Source organism: Pollutimonas thiosulfatoxidans, assembly GCF_004022565.1.
Classification (GTDB): Bacteria; Pseudomonadota; Gammaproteobacteria; order Burkholderiales; family Burkholderiaceae_B; genus Pusillimonas_D; species Pusillimonas_D thiosulfatoxidans.
The window spans coordinates 803,122-821,435 of record NZ_CP022987.1; the positions used below are offsets into that span (position 1 = coordinate 803,122).

At 58.7% G+C, this 18,314-nt stretch carries 15 protein-coding genes, 1 tRNA gene and 1 pseudogene; 11 read left to right on the forward strand and 6 right to left on the reverse strand.

Going from position 1 to position 18,314, the window contains the following annotated elements:
• Positions 1 to 69: 69 nt before the first annotated feature.
• The 4 genes and pseudogenes from CKA81_RS03900 (at position 70) to CKA81_RS03915 (ending at position 4,700) form a co-directional block, all read left to right on the forward strand.
• Positions 70 to 1,278, forward strand: a complete 1,209-nt coding sequence (locus CKA81_RS03900; RefSeq protein WP_128354134.1) for a DesA family fatty acid desaturase — start codon at positions 70 to 72, stop codon at positions 1,276 to 1,278.
• Positions 1,275 to 3,556: pseudogene (locus CKA81_RS03905) on the forward strand (UvrD-helicase domain-containing protein). Before CKA81_RS03900 ends, CKA81_RS03905 begins: the two are co-directional and overlap by 4 nt.
• 88 nt (positions 3,557 to 3,644) lie before the next feature.
• Positions 3,645 to 3,938 (forward strand): DUF1330 domain-containing protein, encoded by a 294-nt coding sequence (locus CKA81_RS03910; RefSeq protein ID WP_128354135.1) that lies wholly within the window; start codon positions 3,645 to 3,647, stop codon positions 3,936 to 3,938.
• A 9-nt stretch (positions 3,939 to 3,947) separates the two neighbouring features.
• Positions 3,948 to 4,700, forward strand: coding sequence for an SDR family oxidoreductase (locus CKA81_RS03915; protein ID WP_128354136.1), 753 nt, complete (start codon positions 3,948 to 3,950; stop codon positions 4,698 to 4,700).
• An 8-nt stretch (positions 4,701 to 4,708) separates the two neighbouring features.
• Here the strand turns inward: CKA81_RS03915 and CKA81_RS03920 are convergent, their stop codons facing one another.
• The 5 genes from CKA81_RS03920 to CKA81_RS03940 all read right to left on the reverse strand — a co-directional run bounded on the left by CKA81_RS03920 (position 4,709) and on the right by CKA81_RS03940 (position 9,725).
• Positions 4,709 to 6,637, reverse strand: a complete 1,929-nt coding sequence (locus tag CKA81_RS03920; RefSeq protein WP_128354137.1) for an ABC-F family ATP-binding cassette domain-containing protein — start codon at positions 6,635 to 6,637, stop codon at positions 4,709 to 4,711.
• Positions 6,634 to 7,530, reverse strand: a complete 897-nt coding sequence (gene prmB, locus CKA81_RS03925; protein WP_128354138.1) for a 50S ribosomal protein L3 N(5)-glutamine methyltransferase — start codon at positions 7,528 to 7,530, stop codon at positions 6,634 to 6,636. Before prmB ends, CKA81_RS03920 begins: the two co-directional genes overlap by 4 nt.
• Before the next feature lie 11 nt (positions 7,531 to 7,541).
• The gene (dapE, locus tag CKA81_RS03930) at positions 7,542 to 8,684 is read right to left on the reverse strand and encodes a succinyl-diaminopimelate desuccinylase (RefSeq protein ID WP_128354139.1); all 1,143 of its coding nucleotides are present in this window, start codon (positions 8,682 to 8,684) and stop codon (positions 7,542 to 7,544) included.
• Positions 8,684 to 9,505 (reverse strand): 2,3,4,5-tetrahydropyridine-2,6-dicarboxylate N-succinyltransferase, encoded by an 822-nt coding sequence (gene dapD, locus CKA81_RS03935; protein WP_128354140.1) that lies wholly within the window; start codon positions 9,503 to 9,505, stop codon positions 8,684 to 8,686. Before dapD ends, dapE begins: the two co-directional genes overlap by 1 nt.
• Positions 9,506 to 9,640: 135 nt before the next feature.
• Positions 9,641 to 9,725, reverse strand: a tRNA-Leu gene (locus tag CKA81_RS03940).
• Between the two features lie 409 nt (positions 9,726 to 10,134).
• Here CKA81_RS03940 and CKA81_RS03945 point away from each other — a divergent pair.
• From CKA81_RS03945 to CKA81_RS03965, 5 genes are read left to right on the forward strand one after another with little or no spacing between them, the layout of a single operon-like run.
• Positions 10,135 to 10,653 (forward strand): Csu type fimbrial protein, encoded by a 519-nt coding sequence (locus CKA81_RS03945; RefSeq protein ID WP_128354141.1) that lies wholly within the window; start codon positions 10,135 to 10,137, stop codon positions 10,651 to 10,653.
• A 25-nt stretch (positions 10,654 to 10,678) separates the two neighbouring features.
• A complete protein-coding gene (locus CKA81_RS03950; protein ID WP_128354142.1) occupies positions 10,679 to 11,425 on the forward strand; it encodes a fimbrial biogenesis chaperone in 747 nt (248 codons plus the stop codon).
• On the forward strand, positions 11,376 to 13,772 hold the full coding sequence (locus CKA81_RS03955; protein WP_164878335.1) for a fimbria/pilus outer membrane usher protein: 2,397 nt from the start codon (positions 11,376 to 11,378) through the stop codon (positions 13,770 to 13,772). Before CKA81_RS03950 ends, CKA81_RS03955 begins: the two co-directional genes overlap by 50 nt.
• Positions 13,772 to 14,776 (forward strand): Csu type fimbrial protein, encoded by a 1,005-nt coding sequence (locus CKA81_RS03960; RefSeq protein WP_128354144.1) that lies wholly within the window; start codon positions 13,772 to 13,774, stop codon positions 14,774 to 14,776. The genes CKA81_RS03955 and CKA81_RS03960 overlap by 1 nt, the downstream gene beginning before the upstream one ends.
• Before the next feature lie 12 nt (positions 14,777 to 14,788).
• Positions 14,789 to 15,163, forward strand: a complete 375-nt coding sequence (locus tag CKA81_RS03965; protein WP_128354145.1) for a hypothetical protein — start codon at positions 14,789 to 14,791, stop codon at positions 15,161 to 15,163.
• Positions 15,164 to 15,192: 29 nt separating this feature from the next.
• Here CKA81_RS03965 and CKA81_RS03970 read toward each other — a convergent pair whose 3' ends face one another.
• Positions 15,193 to 16,071 carry a lipid A biosynthesis lauroyl acyltransferase gene (locus tag CKA81_RS03970; RefSeq protein WP_128354146.1) on the reverse strand — a complete coding sequence of 293 codons (879 nt, stop codon included), beginning with the start codon at positions 16,069 to 16,071 and terminating at the stop codon, positions 15,193 to 15,195.
• A 213-nt stretch (positions 16,072 to 16,284) separates the two neighbouring features.
• Here CKA81_RS03970 and tig point away from each other — a divergent pair, with 213 nt between their 5' ends.
• Together tig and clpP are read left to right on the forward strand one after the other, a co-directional pair.
• Positions 16,285 to 17,595: a trigger factor gene (tig, locus tag CKA81_RS03975; protein WP_128354147.1), complete on the forward strand. Its 1,311-nt coding sequence runs from the start codon at positions 16,285 to 16,287 to the stop codon at positions 17,593 to 17,595.
• Positions 17,595 to 18,251, forward strand: coding sequence for an ATP-dependent Clp endopeptidase proteolytic subunit ClpP (clpP, locus tag CKA81_RS03980; RefSeq protein WP_128354148.1), 657 nt, complete (start codon positions 17,595 to 17,597; stop codon positions 18,249 to 18,251). The genes tig and clpP overlap by 1 nt, the downstream gene beginning before the upstream one ends.
• Positions 18,252 to 18,314: the final 63 nt, after the last annotated feature.

Sequence of the window (18,314 nt, forward strand, 5' to 3'; positions counted from 1 at the left end):
TATCCTGTCCTAAGCGTGGCAACTGCGCTACACTTTTCTTTGTTATCACACGAGGCCTTAAACAGGTTTATGGACTACATACTGAAATTCTTATCTGGCGGCTTGCTACAGTTTTCATGGTGGCAGGTAGTGCTGGTTACCCTGGTGCTCACCCACATCACAATTGTCGGCGTTACGGTCTTCCTGCACCGTAGCCAAGCGCACCGAGGGCTGGATCTACACCCCGCCGTCATGCACTTCTTCCGCTTCTGGTTGTGGCTGACCACCGGCATGGTCACCAAAGAATGGGTAGCCATTCACCGCAAGCACCACGCCAAGGTCGAACGCGAAGGCGATCCCCACTCTCCCGTGGTCTTTGGCCTGGGCAAGGTGTTCTTCCGTGGTGCTGAACTCTATCGCGAAGAAGCGGGCAACCCCGAAACGCTCAAGCGCTTTGGGCACGGCACGCCCGACGACTGGATGGAGCGCAACGTGTATACGCGCCACAGCCTCATGGGCATCCTCATCATGCTGGCCATCAACCTGTCGTTGTTTGGCGTGCTTGGCCTTACCGTCTGGGCCATCCAGATGGCATGGATACCCTTCTGGGCAGCCGGCGTCGTCAACGGCGTGGGTCATGCTTGGGGTTATCGCAACTACGCCAGTCCCGACACCAGCACCAACGTGTCGCCCTGGGGCATCATCATCGGCGGCGAAGAGCTGCACAACAACCACCACGCCTACGGTACCTCGGCCAAGTTTTCCACCAAGTGGTACGAGTTCGATCTGGGCTGGTGCTACATCCAGGTATTGCGCTTCTTTGGCTTGGCCAAGGTCAAGAAGCTGGCGCCCAAGCTCAAGCTCGAGCCCGCGACGGCCTCCGTCGATGCTCGCACCTTGCAAGGTGTTATTACCCACCGCTACGAGATCCTTGCCCGTTACTCCGAGCTGGTCAAAAAAGCGGCCACCGAAGAGATCGCCAAGCTTAAGGCCACGCGTCAGACGGACAACCCTGATTGCAACTGGACGGTGCTTAGCCGCTGCAAGGACTGGATCACGCGCAGCGACGACACACTCGAACCCGCCCAGCGCGCTCAGGTGGACACTATCCTGGCCCAGAACCAATCCTTGTCCACCTTGGTACACATGCGCCGCGATCTCGCACGTCTGTGGGAAAGCTCCAGCGCCAGCAGCGAACAGCTACTGGCCGATTTGCAGGCATGGTGCCAGCGCGCTCAACAAAGCGGTATTGATGGTCTAGAGCAGTTTGCTTACCGGTTGCGCCGCTACGCGGCATGATCGAAACCCTTAATCCACAACAACAAGCCGCTGTTACCTTACCCCCCTCACACGCGCTGGTCCTGGCCGGCGCGGGTAGCGGGAAAACCAGAGTCCTGACTACCCGCATGGCCTGGCTGATTCAAACCAGTCAGGCCAGCCCTTTTGGGCTGCTGGCGGTTACCTTCACAAATAAATCCGCGCGTGAAATGCTTACACGGCTGACGGCCTTGTTGCCGATCAACACGCGCGGCATGTGGGTGGGCACTTTTCATGGCTTGTGCAACCGGCTGTTGCGCGCGCATCACCGCGATGCCGGGCTGATTCAGACCTTTCAGATACTCGACAGCGCCGATCAGCTGGCCGCCATCAAGCGCCTGATCAAGGGTGCCGGCATTGACGACGAGAAATTCCCCCCCGGGATGTCCAGCGCTTTATCAACGGCGCCAAGGAAGAAGGGCAGCGGCCCGCCGATGTCGAGGTCTGGGATGCCTACCGGCGCAGGCTGGCAGAAATCTATCAGTTGTATCAGGATCAGTGCGAGCGCGAGGGCGTGGTTGATTTTGCCGAACTGCTGCTGCGCGCCTACGAGCTACTGCAGCGCAATGCGCCGGTGCGCGAGCATTACCAGCGCCGCTTCAAGCATATTCTGGTCGACGAGTTCCAGGACACCAATACACTGCAATATCGCTGGCTGAAGCTGCTGGCAGGCGAGGGCGCGTCGATTTTCGCGGTCGGAGACGACGACCAGTCCATCTATGCCTTTCGCGGCGCCAACGTGGGCAACATGGCCGAGTTCGAGCGCGACTATGCGCATGGCAATGTAATTCGCCTGGAGCAGAACTACCGCTCTTACGGCCACATTCTGGATTCAGCCAATGCCTTGATTGCTCATAATGCACAACGCCTGGGCAAGAACCTGTGGACCGAACAGGGCGAAGGCGAACCGGTGCGGGTGGTCGAGCAAGCATCAGATCTGCTGGAAGCGCAGTGGATTGTCGACGAGATCAAGGCCCTGATCAATGACGGGCGCATGCGCAGCGAGATCGCCGTTTTATACCGCAGCAATGCTCAGTCGCGCATTATCGAACATGCTTTGTTTTCAGCCGCCATTCCCTACAAGGTGTATGGCGGCCTGCGGTTTTTCGAGCGCCAGGAAGTCAAGCATGCCTTGGCCTATCTGCGCCTCATGGACAACCCTCACGACGATACCTCGTGGCTGCGTGTCGTTAATTTTCCAACGCGCGGCATCGGTGCGCGCACGCTGGAGCAGTTGGCCGATACGGCGCGCGAGCAGAACACCAGCCTGTTTCGCGCCGTGCCGCTGATGTCAGGCAAAGGCGGCAACAATCTCACGCGCTTTGCCGAGCTGATCCAGCAAATGGCACACGAGGCCCAGATATTGACGCTGCCCGAGTTGGTCGAGCATGTCGTGCATCACAGCGGCTTGCTGGCGCACTACCAGAACGATCGCGAGGGCGCCGATCGCCTCGAGAACTTGCAAGAGCTGGTCAACGCAGCCGCCGCCTTTGTGGCGGAAGAGAACTTTGACGGCTTGCCCGCCGGCCGCTTGCCTGACGGCGGCAGCCCTGCCGCTGCGCCGTCGACGGGCGACGATGCTGTGGCGCCTGTTGCACCCATGTCGCCACTGGGGGCCTTTTTGACGCACGCCTCTCTGGAGGCCGGCGACAATCAGGCACAGGCAGGGCAGGACGCCGTGCAACTGATGACCGTACACGCGGCCAAAGGGCTGGAGTTCGATTCCGTATTCATCACAGGCGTCGAAGAAGGGCTTTTTCCGCATGAAAACAGCCTGCTGGAAGCGGCAGGCCTGGAGGAAGAGCGCCGTCTGATGTATGTGGCAATCACGCGTGCACGCGAGCGGCTGTACCTGACACTGGCGCAGAGCCGCATGCTGCATGGCCAGACGCGCTATGCCATGCGTTCGCGTTTCCTCGATGAAATCCCCGAACAACACCTGAAGTGGCTGACGCCCAAAGAAGGGCGGGTGGCCGTGCGCGAAGACAGCTGGAGCGGCGCGTTTCGTCGCGGTCGTGGCTTTGGCGGTGGCAATGCCAGTCTTGCCCCGATGGCGCCACGCAGCCTGAGCTCCGGGGTCACGGTGGGCGACCAGCAATTTCGCATAGGCACTGGCGTGCGCCATGCCAAATTCGGGGAAGGCACCATTATTGGCTTAAGTGGGCTGGGGCTGGATGCTCAGGCGCAGATACAGTTTCGCGAGGCGGGCACCAAGACCTTGGCACTGGGCATAGCCAAGCTGGAAATTACCGCAGGCTGACGCCAGACTACCGCAATGCGCCCAGTGGCGTTACGATGATGTCCAGACCGGCGGCCACAGCCGGCACGACCAGAACGAGACAGACATCATGCAAACACCAGCCGCTTATCTGATTGGACATATTTCGGTCAAGGATCCTGACAAATGGGCCGAGTACTGCCGGCGCGTACCCGACACCGTTGCGCCCTGGGGCGCCAGCCTGGTCTTCAGGGGCGAGCACGCCAAGGTGCTGGACGGCGATCACCATTACACCGACACGGTAGTCATACGGTTTCCCGATAGCGCGGCCGTAGACGCCTGGCATCAGTCCGCTGCCTACCAGGCCATCGTGCCGCTACGCAAGCAGGCTGCTGACGTCGTCATCATCAGCTACCAAGGTTAGGAGCTCGCGATGGGGCAATTACAAGGCAAGACCGCGATCGTGACCGGAGCCGGCAGCGGCTTTGGCGAAGGCATAGCCAGGCTGTATGTGAAAGAAGGGGCCCGCGTCCTGATCGCTGATATCAACGAAGCAGCCGGCAAGCGGGTGGCCGCCGACATCGGCCCGGGTGCCACTGCCATGAAAGCCGATGTGGGCAATGCTCAGGATGTCCGGGCCCTGGTGCAAGCGTGCAAGGACAGCTATGGCGCCGTCGATATCGTTGTCAACAACGCCGCCATTACGCATAAAAATCAACCTATGCTGGATGTGGACGAAGACATGTTCGACCGCCTCTTTCAGGTCAATGTGAAGTCCATTTATCACATGGCGCAAGCCGTGATACCCATCATGCGCGAGCAGGGGCAGGGCGTCATCATCAATATCGGGTCGACCGCCGGAATGCGGCCGCGGCCCGGGCTGTCCTGGTACAACGCCACCAAGGGGGCCGTCAATATACTGTCCAAATCCATGGCGGTCGAACTCGGGCCGGAGAACATCCGCGTCAACGCCATTTGCCCGGTCATGGGTGTGACCGGCATGTTCGAATTGTTCATGGGTCTGCCGGATACCCCCGAGAACCGGGCCAAGTTCGTGTCCACGATACCGCTGGGGCGATTCTCCACCCCCGAGGACGTGGCGGGCGCGGCCTTGTACCTGGCCAGCGATGCAGCCCGGTTCATTACCGGTATTGAACTACCGGTGGATGGCGGGCGCACCGTTTAAGCTGGGATTCAATCCGCGATGAGGGCTTCCAGTTCCTCTTGTAGCGCCAACCACTGTTCTTCAAGCTCGCCGTGCTGCTTGGTCAGAAAGCCGTGTTCCTCCAGCACTTTCAGGCGCTCATCGCGGCGGCTGTCGGAATAGAAATCAGGGTCGGCTATCAGCGCGTCCAGCGCCTTCAGGCGCTCGCCTGCCTGTTCCATTTTGGTCTCTACGTTGGCCAGTCGCGTTTCCAGCGGCTTGCGCAGGGTCGCCATGCGTTGTCTCGCTTCAGCTTCCTGGCGGCGCTGTGCCTTGCGATCCACCACCTCCGGGCTGGTGGCCTGGGCATCGCTGCGGGCTTCTGAACGGGCCTGGGCGCTGCGTGCGTTGAGCCAGTCGCGGTAGTCTTCCAGGTCGCCGTCAAACTCATGTACGTGCCCGTCCGCAACAATCCAGAAGCTGTCCACGGTGGTTCGCAACAAGTGGCGATCGTGGGACACCAGCAGCACGCTGCCAGAGAACTCGGCAAGGGCGGTCGCAAGCGCCTCGCGCGTGTCAACGTCCAGGTGATTGCTGGGTTCATCAAGCAGCAGCAAATTGGGCTTCTGCCATACGATCAAAGATAAGGCCAACCTTGCTTTTTCGCCGCCCGACATGGGTGCGATACGGCTATTCACGGTGTCTCCGCTGAACCCGAAGCCGCCCAGATAGTTGCGCAACTCCTGCTCGCGCGTCTGCGGAGAGAGTCGCTGCAGGTGTTGTAGCGGCGTGGATTCGGGATCCAGCATGTCCAGCTGGTGCTGTGCGAAGTAGCCGATCTCCAGGCCCTTGGACGCGCGCCGCTCGCCCGCCAGCACAGGCAGTTCGTCGGCCAAGGTCTTGATCAACGTGCTCTTGCCGGCGCCGTTGACGCCCAGTACGCCTATACGGCCGCCGCCGCGCACCATGAGCGTCACATCGCGCAACACAGTGCGTGCTTCGCCATCTTCTCGCGGGTAGCCGGTGCTGACCTTGTCCAGCACCAGCAATGGGTCAGGCATGCTGGTCGGTTCGGGAATGCGGATGTCGATACCCGATTCGGCCTGTAGCGGCGCCAAGGTTTCCATACGAGCCAAGGCTTTCACACGGCTTTGCGCCTGCTTGGCTTTGGTGGCCTTGGCCTTGAACCGGTCGATGAAGCCTTGCAGGCGCGCCGCTTCGCGGGTCTGGCGATCCCATGCGATTTGCGTCTGCCGCAGGCGCTCAGCGCGCTGAGTCAGGAAATCTTCGTAGCCGCCGCGGTATCTGACCAGCTTGGTCTGGTCAAAGTGCAAAATAATTTTCGCAACAGCGTCCAGGAACTCGGTGTCGTGGGAAATCAGCAGGACGGTACCTTCATAGGCCCCAAGCCAGCGTTCCAGCCATAGCATGGCGTCCAGGTCCAGATGGTTGGTCGGCTCGTCCAGCAACAAGAGTTCGGAAGGCGCCATCAGGGCGCGCGCCAGGGCCAGACGCATCTGCCAGCCGCCTGAAAAACTCGTGACGGGGCTCATCCACTGGTCGGGTGCGAAACCCAGGCCGGCCAACAGTTGCTCGGCGCGCGAGGCCGCACTCCAGGCATCCGCCTCGACCAGCGCAGACTCAAGCTCAGCGATGCGCTGGCCGTCGCTATCGGGCGTGCCTGCGCGTTCGGCTTGTAGTGCTCGCAGGTGGGTGTCGCCGTCGATGACAAACTCGCGTGCCGGCATCTCATTGTGGCTGATTTCCTGCTCGACGCTGGCGATTCTCCAGCTTGACGGCCATTGCACCGTACCGGCGTCCGCATCCAGCTTGCCTTGCAGCAAGGAGAACAGGGTGGACTTGCCCGCGCCATTCTTGCCCACGACGCCGACCCGTTCGCCGGGGTTGATGACGAAGTCGGTATCTTCAAGCAGCACTTTGGTGCCGCGACGCAGCGTTAAACCAGTAGCGCGTATCACGAGGCCAGTTGCTCGCGTGTGAGCATCAGGATCTGGTCTTCCGCGTTGGCAGTGGTCAACCAGACGGGTTCCAGGTGGGGGAAGGCGGCAATGAAGTTGTCGTACTCATTACCGATCTCGAGCACCAGTATGCCGTCCGGCGCCATGTAGGCTGGGGCGTCGCGCATCAGCCTGCGCACCAGATCCATGCCATCGCTGCCGCCAGCCAGGGCCAGCGCCGGCTCATGCCGATACTCTGGCGGCAACCGGTCCATGGAATCGCTGTTCACATACGGTGGGTTGCACAATATGACCTGATACTCGCAGCGCGGTAACTGATCAAATAGGTCGCTGCGGTGGGTGGTGATGCGTCCGTCCAGCCCCGATAGCTCGATGTTCTGGTCGGCGACCTCAAGCGCTTCTTCGGATAGATCGACTGCATCGACCTGGGCGGACGGAAAGGCCAGAGCGGCCAATACTGCGAGGCACCCCGAACCCGTGCACAAGTCCAGGACGAGGTCGACGTCGTCGGCATCGCTGACCCAGGGGCTCAGGCCGTCGGCCAGCAACTCTGAGATCGGCGAGCGGGGCACGATGACGCGCTGGTCCACCACAAAGCGGTGGCCCTGTAGCCAGGCTTCGCCTGTCAGGTAGGCCACAGGTACTCTTTCGCTGACGCGGCGGTCCAGCAGTTTCAGGAAGCGCGCGCTCTCTTCGGGCAACACCCGTGCATCAAGAAAGGGCTCCAGGGTGTCCAGCGGCAGATCCAGCGTATGCAGTAACAGGTAGACGGCCTCGTCCCAGGCATTGTCGCTACCGTGACCAAAGGACAGGCGCGACGCATGGAACTGGCTTACCGCATAACGCAATAAATCGCGCAATGTATGTAGCTCGTGGTAAGCGCTGTCTTGCATAGTGGCTCCGGTCAGGTCCGCAGCGGCAGCAATAGCTCCAGCGTACGGCGATAAATGTTCTTGAGGGGCTCGAGGGTGTCGAGCCGTACGTGTTCGTTGATCTGGTGGATACTGGCGTTAATGGGGCCGAACTCGACCACCTGCGGGCAAATCCTGGCGATGAATCGCCCATCGGAGGTGCCTCCGGTGGTAGACAACTGCGCCGCAACGCCGGTTTCGGCAGCGATCGCTGCGGTCATCGCCGTGCTCAGTTCGCCCTTGGGTGTCAGGAAGGGTTCTCCGCCCAGAATCCACTCGACATCATAGTCCAGCCCGTGCGTGTTCAGGATGGTGTCGACGCGTTCTTGCAAGTTGCCGGGCGTGCTGGCGGTGGAGAATCGGAAGTTGAAGTCCAGCACCGCGGTGCCAGGGACCACATTGCTGGCCCCGGTGCCTGCATGCAAATTGGACACCTGGAAGGTGGTGGGCGGGAAGTACTCGTTGCCATCATCCCAATGCTGCGTGGTCAACTCGACCAGGGCGGGCGCCAGCAAATGGATGGGGTTGCGTGCCAACTGAGGGTAGGCCACATGGCCTTGCTTGCCCTTTACCGTCAGGCGGCCAGACAAGGATCCGCGTCGGCCGTTCTTCAAGGTGTCACCCAGGTGTTCCACAGACGTCGGCTCGCCCACGATGCAGTAGTCCATTGCCACATCGCGTTGCTGCAGTTCCTGGCATACCTTGACGGTACCGTTGACTGATGGCCCTTCCTCGTCCGAGGTAATAAGCAGTCCGATAGACCCATCATGGTTGGGCCGGTTGGCGATGAATTCCTCGGCAGCGACTACAAAGGCCGCGATCGACGTCTTCATGTCGGCGGCGCCGCGTCCATAAAGCTTGCCGTCCCGCTCCGTTGGAATGAAGGGGTCGCTGCCCCAGCGCTCCAGCGGGCCAGTCGGCACCACATCGGTATGGCCGGCAAACACAAGTAGCGGCGTAGCGGTGCCGCGCCGCGCCCAAAGATTAGTGACATCGCCGTAGACCAGCGTTTCGCAGATGAATCCTGCCGCCTCGAGTCGCTGGGCCAGCAACTGCTGGCAGCCCTCATCGAGGGGCGTAACGGACGGTCGCGCGATCAGGTCACGCGTCAGTTGCAGTACGTCGCCCGCTGCCATCAGGCCCTCAACAGCTCGTTGATGCTGGTTTTAGCCCGGGTTTGTGCATCGACGCGCTTCACAATCACGGCGCAAGCCAGGCTGTGCGTGCCGTCGGCCGACGGCAAGGAGCCGGGCACCACAACGGAGCCCGACGGCACACGGCCATAGCTGATCTGGCCGCTGGCGCGGTCGTAGATCTTTGTGCTTTGCGACAGGAACACACCCATGGCGAGTACCGAATTTTCTTCCACGATGACGCCCTCGACGACCTCCGAGCGCGCGCCGATAAAGCAGTTGTCTTCGATAATGGTGGGATTGGCCTGTAAGGGCTCCAGTACGCCGCCTATGCCTACACCGCCCGACAGATGCACGTTCTTGCCGATTTGTGCGCAGGACCCTACGGTGGCCCAGGTGTCTATCATGCTGTTCTCGTCGACATAGGCGCCCACGTTCACATAAGAAGGCATCAGCACAACATTGCGGCCGATAAATGCACCCTTACGCGCGACGGCGGGTGGCACCACGCGAAACCCGCCTTCGGAGAACGCGTCGGCATCGTAGTCGGAAAACTTGGTGTCGACCTTGTCGTAGAACTGGAGCGGGGCCTGTCCCGACACGCGGTTGTCCTGCAGCCGGAACGACAGCAAAACCGCCTTCTTGATCCACTGATGCACCACCCAGGCGCCGTCAACCTTCTCTGCCACGCGGATCTTGCCGCGATCCAGCGCGCGTAGCGTGCCGGCAACGGCCTCACGTATGTCGTCGTGAGCCGATTCAGGTGTCAGGTCGGCGCGCATCTCCCATGCGCTTTCTATGGTGGCTTGCAGTGTTGTTGTCATAGGCAGGATAGTGTGCCCGCACGGCTGCGCCGCACCCCAACCATTATGGAAGGACAAGGGCGCGTGGCATCAGGTCGGGGATTCATTTTTGGGCAGGGGCCGGTATTTGTGCAAGATTTGCACAAAATATAATGCTGGTGCGAACGGAGAGACTCGAACTCTCACACCTCTCGGCGCCAGAACCTAAATCTGGTGCGTCTACCAATTCCGCCACGTTCGCGCGTAAGCAAGCCGGCTATTATATCTTTTTTCGGATCGGACGCAATCGGCCTCGTGTACGGACCAGATGTATCCAGTTTGCAACACCCTTAGGCTCAGTAACGCTAACAAATGAAGTATTTTGTTGTAAATCTGCTTCGTTGTGTTAACTTACAGCCTTGGGTTTTTTATCGCCCAGCCAGATGTGGTCGTCGCCTGCAAAGGGCGCCTTTAAGTTCGTCGGAGCGTCGAGCTTAATGTTTGAACGTCGGTGTCAGCGTCTTCGTTGGCCAGCACATTCAACCTGCCATGTTGATATCACCTCCTAACTGAAGTCGTAGCCGGCGCGTCCTGCCCAGACGGACACGCGTGCCTGTTCTAGCTTCGTCGTCGTTTTTTAACGCAAGCGTTAAATCTGGAGATGCAAAATCATGAAAATCAAATGCTTAGCGATGTGCTGCGCGGCTATTGCCGGCCTGTCGGTGACTGTTCCCGTTCTGGCGCAGAGCACAGCGACTGGCTCTATGGAAGTGAAGATTGCCATTACTGCCAATTGTGCCGTCACAGGCACGAGCACTACCCTGGATTTCGGTAGCCAGGCATCCACGACAGCCGATGCGTCGAATACCGGCGGTTTCTCTGTTACATGTACCAACCTCACTCCATACAAAATAGGCCTCCAGTCAAACTCTTCCGGCGCCGGCACTGGCGGCACGGGCGTCATGAGCAGTACGGCGCCTGGTGTCTCACAGACCATTGGCTACCAGCTTTATCAAGATACCGCGCATACAATGGCTTGGGGCAATGCTACAAGCGGCACACTGAATGTCGTATCTTCAACTGGAACAGGCGCTACCCAGGCTTTTGCGGTCTACGGTAAGACCACCACGACACTGAACGTGCCAGCCGCCACTTACACAGACACAGTAGCCATTAACGTTTACTATTAGGCCTCCGATTGTTAAGGACAGTATCATGCTGACAGCAAACGTTTCCAAATGGGCAGCGGGTATTGTTCTAGCGATGCTAACCACGGTCCAGGGCGTTGCCCTGGCCGCCGGTTTGCAAATATCGCCGATCAGCATCACCATACCGACCGACAAACGGGCCGACGAGGTTTGGCTGCGCAACACCAGTACTGAAGTGGTTCATGCTCAAGTGCGCGTGTATCACTGGTCGCAAGCCGAGGGCGAAGATGTTCTCGTTCCCGATCAGCATATGGTTGCAAGCCCTCCGATGGTGCAGCTTCAGCCCGGGCAGCAGCAACTTGTTCGGCTGGTGCGCGTAGGACCCTTAAGCGGACCGGCCGTCAACGAGCGCACCTACCGAGTCCTTATCGACGAATTGCCCATCCAGCGAACCGCTGCCAAGGCAGGGTTGGACTTTGTCTTCCGCTATTCGGTGCCGGTTTTCATTGCCGGGACGGCGCCGGCCCAGCCGCAACTGGATTGGTCCGTTCAAGAAGCAGACGGGCAGGCTTGGCTACGCGTGGCGAACTCCGGAACCAGCCGCGCACAGTTAGCCAATATCGAATATACGCCGCATGGCGGGCAGACGGTAATGGCCATGAATGGGCTGGCTGGCTACGTGCTTGCAGGTCAATACCGCAGTCTTCCACTTGGCTTGCCGGCCAGCCTGTTTACAAAAGGCGGCGTTTTCTCCAGTCTTATTAATGCCGTCCAAGCCGAAACGCGCGTTGCGCCAATTATCAAGTCTCCTTAGTCACGGCGTTATCCTTGGGTTGCTCACAGGTGGTACGCTAATGAGTTCTACCCAACCAGCCCACTCTTCATCTGCTGACATCGGCGGCAGTTCGGCGCTGCCAAGTGAGGGCTCAAACGCCCCGGTGTTTCTATCCACCAGTGTTAATGGCAACGTTGATGAAGACTTGATTCTGTTCGTCGAGCGTGATGGGCAGTTATACCTGCCACGGGAAAGCGCCTTGCAACTGCAATTCAGCCGCGAGTATCTACAAGGGCTGTCCGAAGCCACACCGCTAAGCGACTATCCCGAGGTAGGCTACGACTATGATCGCAGCTTGCAAAGGATCAGTATTAGCGCACCATTTTCCATTTTGAGTTTAAGCACAACAGCGGTCGGAGGACGCAGTAGCGTACGCGCGGTCGCATCGGCCTCGCCGGGCTTGCTGCTCAACTACGATTTGTACTCCTCTTACACCAGCCAAGACGATATCGGCCTCAGCGGCTTCACCGAATTAAGGGCTTTCAACAACTTCGGCTTAGTTAGCAGCTCGCATCTGTTTCAGGGCACACGCGCAGGTAATGCGCGCCGATGGGAACGTACGACGGTGCGCATGGACACCGTGCTTGAGCATTCGTTACAAGACGAGCAGCTTACGTTTCGACTGGGCGACACGCTGACCAACGGTTTGCCCTGGAGCCGCAGGACCCGCATTGGCGGATTTCAAGTCTCGCGCAACTTTGCCTTGCAGCCCTATCAAACGACCGCGCCGCTGCCCGCCTATTTTGGTACGGCGGCACTCCCCTCGGCCGTCGAGCTTTACATCGATGGTATCCAGCAATACACAGGGCAGGTTCCCGCTGGCCCTTTCCAGTTGAGTGCCTTACCCACCATCAATGGCGCCGGGCAAGCTCAAGTGGTGCTAACTGATGCGCTGGGGCGACGAACCTCGGTCGACTTCCCCTTCTACAGCTCCAACAGGTTGCTGCGTGAAGGCTTAACGGATTGGTCGTTCGAGACTGGCTACGTTCGCGCCAATTACGGGTATCAGTCGTTTGACTATAGCCACGACCCTATGGCTTCGGCCACTATCCGCCACGGCTTTAGTAATTACTTCACGGCAGAGAGCCATGTGGAGGGCATAAAAGGCGTGGTCGCGGGCGGGGTCGGTGCTATCTTCAATATTGGAACTATAGGGACTGTTTCGGGTTCATGGGCGCAAAGCCTCGCACAAGGGCAGAAGGGTAAGCAGTTTACAGTCGGGTATGAGCTACAGCGCGGTCCCTTTGGCCTGGGCGCCAATGTTCAGCGAGGCAGTCGCCAGTATCGAGATGTAGCAAGCGGGTATGGCGGTGTGCCTGTGGTACGCAGCGATAGTGCTTATCTGGGCTTGGACACCGGTGGTTTTGGCAGCATTAGCGTAAATTACGCCCATCTTCAGCAGGCCGATCAGCCGCGTTATCGCTTTGGCGGCGTATCGTGGTCGCGCAGTTTTGACCGAGGACTCACTTTGAATATCAGCGCAAATCAAAATCTGGATGAACGTAGTGATCGCTCCGTCTACCTGAATCTGGTTTTCAATTGGGACAAGGGTGTATCGGCTTATAGCTCAGCCGTGCAATCCAAAGGTTCACGGACCTATTCGGCTGGTGCCAATCGCTCCGCTCGCAATCAAGATGAATGGAACTGGAACGTCCAGGCACAAAGTTCGGAAGCTCAACCCGCCAGCGCCAGCGGGCAAGCCAGCAGGCGGTTTCAGTACCTGGACTTCAATGCTGGCGCCAATAGCGCCGGGACAGATCAGAACGTTTACGCCGGGGCTTCAGGGTCTATTGTGGCGATGGACGGTGGCGTATTTGCGTCTCGAAAAGTCTACGATGGCTTTGCCGTCGTTTCGACCAGCGGTATTCCTGCAGTGCCGGTCAAGAGCCAGAACCAGTTGATAGGCAATACCAATAGCCGTGGGCAGTTGCTCGTACCGTCCTTGCAACCATATCAACACAACAAAATTTCAATCGATCCGACCAGCCTGCCCGTGGACATGCGCATAAAAGCCGTTAATTTGGATGTGGTGCCGCGTAATGCCTCGGGCGTCAGCGTCAAGTTCGCGATCGACCGCGTGCGTGCGGCCTCACTAATATTGCGCACGTCGGACGACCAGGCCGTCCCCATGGGAGCCCAGGTCTATTTAAACGACAGTACTGAACCGGCGGGCTGGGTCGGCTACGACGGCCGCGTTTATTTAGAGGATCTCGATATCGAGAATCGTCTCGCCGTGCATGACGCCGACACGAAGTGTACGGTTCAATTCTCGTATCGGGCCGAGCTCGATACCTTGCCGGAAATCGGCCCACTGGTGTGCGTCTAATGAAAAAAACCCCAGCTTTCTTCTTGCGTGCAGGCCTGTTCGCTTTCCTGCTATTGGCGGCCGCGGGGCCTGCTTCTGCGGCAGTGAAGAATTGCGGTGCTCACGCCGACAATTTGATCTTTGGCACCATTAATCTGCTGGCTGGCGGTGTCACTGACAGTAGCTCAACCATAAATTATTGGTGCAACGCCGACCCGGGAACGCGTGTATTGCTATGTATTGGCATGGAGCAAGACCCGCGCTCCGGCGTGTTCAGCCCTCGCACCATAACGCAAACCAATAGACCCGATGTTCATATGGAGTTCAATGTGTACTCGGACGCCGCTCGATCAATTATATGGGGCAGCTTGATGGCAGGCGGCGGCTACGAGCCCGTACCGATAATCATGAGCTTTGGTGCAGGCGAGTACCATCAAACAGGGTCCACCGCGCTATACGGTCGGATAAATTCGGCGGGCCAAGCGGGTCTGCCCGCGGGCTATTACAACACCAATACTTTCGGGGGTGGCCCGCTTTCCATCAGCTATAAGACACTAGCGACGAACGAAACTGCCGATTGCTCCACGGCGACCATAAAGCGACCGAAAGAATCCAGCTTCTACATCGAGGCGATCGTGCGAAGCGATTGTCGAATCGACTCGACAACAACGATGGACTTCGGCACAGTGTTCATGGAACTGAACGCAAATGTCGACAGCGTCGCCACTATAACTATTACTTGCAATGGTGGTCAGTCTGGCAATGGCTACCGGGTGTACCTTGGTAACGGCCTCTATGCTACGGGGAACCAACGCCGCATGCGAGGCACGCCCGGTTTCATTCGTTACGAGCTTTATCGTGATCCACAACGCAGTAGTCGGTGGGGAACCGACTGGAACGACGCGGTGACGGGAGTCGGGACTGGTCTTCCTCAATCGTTGACCGTCTACGGACGCGTGCCACCGCAGTCGCCGCCGGGCGCCGCCCGCTATTCGGATACGATCATCATTACCCTTAGCTATTAGCAGGACCCTTCAATGTTATTGTTTCGCGTGACGTCGCTCGTCGCTTCATTCTTAAGTGGCCTCGTGCTTGCAGCGTCGGCCAATGCGCAGGCCTTGTTCGATGTCCGTATTTCCATACGGTCTCAATGTAGTGCCCAGCAACCCTTGTTCGGGCCGCGGGCCAGGGGCGCGGCCACGGTTACCTGCCAGCCTGGCGCTACTCCGTACCAGTCGCATCTCATCAACATGGGCGATGATCGTTGGGAAGCCCTCGGGGCAGACGGCGACTTGCTGGTTGATGGAGAGCTGGATACTTCCACGCTCCGGCTATCCCGAAAAGAAATACTGTCGGCCCCTTTTCCCGATGCTTCAGCCCTTACGGCGAAGCTGATCTACGTCATTTTTTAGGCGTTCGCACAGGCCGGTCACGCCGTCAGTCAGTAAACGGACGCTTCGCCCTCAGGGCGTCTCTTGAACCTTCTGTGTACCCAGTAATACTGATCAGGCCTTTCGCGAATGCGGGCCTCAAGAAACTGATTCATGGCCAGCGCGTCGGCGCGGACGTCGCCGCTAGGAAAATTTTCCATCGCCGGCAAGATATGAAGCTTATAACCTTGATAGTCAGGCAGGACTTCCGAGACAAAGGGAACGACACGCGCACCACTTATTTGCGCCAGGCGCGACACCGCTGTCAGCGTGCATGCCTGTATGCCGAAGAAGGGCACGAACACCGAATCGCGCAGCCCAAAGTCCATATCGGCTGCCAGCATGATGGGCTTGCCTGATTTCAGCACCCGCAGGATATCCCGCGCACTGCCGTTACGAGGAATCATCACCGTGCCGAAACGTGAGCGCTGTTCTTTGGAAATGGTTTCGGTCACGTCGTCCGACATGGGTGTATAAAGCGACGCCACCGGATGTAAAATCGAATACACCATACAAGTGGCTTCGATGGCGGCAAAATGAAAGCCCAGGAAGATGGTCGGTTGTTCGTAGCTGTCTTGCAGGGGGATGGCACTATCTATTTGCATCAGGCCCTGCAAGGTCTTGGCGCTGCCATACCATTGGGTGCCGCGTTCCAGGTAGCTGCGTATTACGTGACGGAAGGTCGAGCGCGCCAGTTTTTCGCGTTCGGCGTCAGACTGTTCCGGAAAGCACAGCCTAAGGTTGGTTTGCAGGATGTGTTTGCGTTTGCCCGGTATAAGATAAAGCAGTGATCCCAATTGCTCGCCCAGGCGCGCGACCAGGCCATAAGGCAAGGCAGCAAGCGCGCGTAGCAGGCCTGATGTTAAAGTAGTTTGTGTGCGGTTTTTCATGAGTGAGGGTGCCCAAAGAGCACCCCGTCGGGGACAAGTCAATCAACTATGCTAGCACGTTACATTCCGTGACTTTTGCTTTTTCCTGTCTTCGAGGCGGCGCCTCGCTCAAGGATTGCTTTGCCACCGTATTACCGGCGTGGCATGGGCTTGCCGACTTTCCGGTAAAATGCCCTGTTCATTTGTTCAATCCCATTTATATATAGGTACCTAATGCAGCCCGAGGTTGAAATTTTGTCCGGCCTGGAGCGCCGAGTTGATCTGGTCGTTTCGATCGCCGACGTAGAAAAAGAAGTCCAGGCGCAACTCAAACGCGTTGCTCGCACTGCCAAGGTTCAGGGTTTTCGCCCGGGTAAAGCGCCGCTTTCCCTGATCGAGCGTAGCCACGGCCAAGGTATCCGTTATGACGTCATAAATTCCGAAGTGGGGCGGTCACTGGACGAAGCCATTGGTGAGACCAAGCTGCGCGTTGCTGGTACGCCCACGCTCGAGCCCAAGGTCGAAGGGGTTGAGGAAGGCTTCCTGGCCTTTACCGCCACATTCGAGGTCTATCCAGAGGTTCAGGTCCCTGATCTGGCCAGCCTTAAAGTCACCCGTGCCAATGTCCAGGTCGGCGACGCTGAAGTTCAGCGCACCATCGACATTTTGCGCAAGCAACGGGCCGAGTACGAAGCGCGCGAAGGCCGCGAAGCCCAGGACGACGATCGCGTCACGCTGGATTTTGTCGGCACGATAGACGGTGTCGCTTTCGATGGTGGCACGGCCGAGAAATTCCCCTTCGTTTTGGGTCAGGGCCGCATGCTGCCCGAGTTCGAGACAGCGGTGCGCGGCATGAAGGCCGGCGAATCCAAAACCTTCCCGCTTAGCTTCCCTGAAGACTATGGCAGCAAGGAAGTCGCTGGCAAAACCGCCGAGTTCAAGATCACCGTGACAGAAGTGGCCGAGCCTGTACTGCCGGTCGTGGACGCCGAGTTCGCCAAGTCGCTGGGCCAGGCCGAGGGCGATGTCGACAAACTATTGGCCGATGTTCGCAGCAACATCGAGCGCGAGGTCAAGGCGCGTGCCCAGGCTCGCACCAAAAGCAGCATCATGGATGCGCTGACTGCAGCATGCACTTTCGACGTGCCCAAGGCGCTGGTCGAGAACGAAGCGCAAGCCCGTGTAACGGCTGCCCGCGAAGAACTCAAGCAGCGTGGCGTTCCCAACGCCGAGGCCATGCCTATTCCGGCTGAAGCCTTCACCGAGGAAGCAGAGCGCCGCGTACGCCTGGGCCTGCTGGTATCCGAACTGGTGCAAACTGCCGATCTTCAAGCCAAGCCCGAACAGGTGCGCACGCGCATCGAAGAGTTCGCTCAGAACTACGAGCAGCCCGCACAGGTCGTGGCGTATTACCTTTCCGATCGCCAGCGCCGTGCCGAGATCGAAGCCATTGTGCTCGAAGACAATGTCGTCGATCACGTATTGGCCAAGGCACAAGTAACCGACGAAGATGTAGCATTCGACGAACTCATGGGGACCAACTAATGTCACGTTTTACCGATTTTTACGCCTCAATGTATGGTGGTGACTCGGTGACCCCAACGGGGCTGGGCTACGTGCCCATCGTGATAGAGCAGTCCGGCCGCGGCGAGCGGTCCTACGATATTTACTCGCGCTTGTTGCGCGAACGGGTTATTTTCTTTGTCGGTCCGGTCAACGACCATTCGGCCAATCTGGTCGTGGCGCAATTGCTGTTTCTCGAATCCGAGAATCCCGACAAAGACATTTCTCTGTATATCAATTCGCCCGGTGGCTCGGTGTATGCGGGCATGGCAATTTACGACACCATGCAGTTCGTCAAGCCCGAGGTATCCACCCTGTGCACCGGCATTGCCGCCAGCATGGGTGCTTTCCTGCTTGCGGCAGGCGCCAAGGGCAAGCGTTACACCTTGCCCAATTCGCGCATCATGATCCATCAGCCTTCTGGCGGTGCGCAGGGTCAGGCGTCCGATATCCAGATCCAGGCCAAGGAAATCCTCAGCTTGCGCGAGCGCCTGAACGAAATCCTGGCCCGCAACACCGGGCAGTCCGTAGAACGCATTGCGGAAGACACCGAGCGTGATAATTTCATGTCGGCGGAAGATGCGGTATCGTATGGCTTAGTAGACAAAGTACTGGTCTCTCGTACAGACGAGGCTTAAGGCCAGCCGGTCGGCAGGCGCCACACGGCTCCTGCCGGTTATTGCTCGACAGGCCGGCATCTT

Coding starts and splice junctions, on each gene's coding strand:
- CKA81_RS03900 (WP_128354134.1), top strand. CDS start 70: ATGGACTACATACTGAAATTCTTATCTGGCGGCTTGCTACAGTTTTCA.
- CKA81_RS03910 (WP_128354135.1), top strand. CDS start 3,645: ATGCAAACACCAGCCGCTTATCTGATTGGACATATTTCGGTCAAGGAT.
- CKA81_RS03915 (WP_128354136.1), top strand. CDS start 3,948: ATGGGGCAATTACAAGGCAAGACCGCGATCGTGACCGGAGCCGGCAGC.
- prmB (WP_128354138.1), bottom strand. CDS start 7,530: ATGCAAGACAGCGCTTACCACGAGCTACATACATTGCGCGATTTATTG.
- dapE (WP_128354139.1), bottom strand. CDS start 8,684: ATGGCAGCGGGCGACGTACTGCAACTGACGCGTGACCTGATCGCGCGA.
- dapD (WP_128354140.1), bottom strand. CDS start 9,505: ATGACAACAACACTGCAAGCCACCATAGAAAGCGCATGGGAGATGCGC.
- CKA81_RS03945 (WP_128354141.1), top strand. CDS start 10,135: ATGAAAATCAAATGCTTAGCGATGTGCTGCGCGGCTATTGCCGGCCTG.
- CKA81_RS03950 (WP_128354142.1), top strand. CDS start 10,679: ATGCTGACAGCAAACGTTTCCAAATGGGCAGCGGGTATTGTTCTAGCG.
- CKA81_RS03955 (WP_164878335.1), top strand. CDS start 11,376: ATGCCGTCCAAGCCGAAACGCGCGTTGCGCCAATTATCAAGTCTCCTT.
- CKA81_RS03960 (WP_128354144.1), top strand. CDS start 13,772: ATGAAAAAAACCCCAGCTTTCTTCTTGCGTGCAGGCCTGTTCGCTTTC.
- CKA81_RS03965 (WP_128354145.1), top strand. CDS start 14,789: ATGTTATTGTTTCGCGTGACGTCGCTCGTCGCTTCATTCTTAAGTGGC.
- CKA81_RS03970 (WP_128354146.1), bottom strand. CDS start 16,071: ATGAAAAACCGCACACAAACTACTTTAACATCAGGCCTGCTACGCGCG.
- tig (WP_128354147.1), top strand. CDS start 16,285: ATGCAGCCCGAGGTTGAAATTTTGTCCGGCCTGGAGCGCCGAGTTGAT.
- clpP (WP_128354148.1), top strand. CDS start 17,595: ATGTCACGTTTTACCGATTTTTACGCCTCAATGTATGGTGGTGACTCG.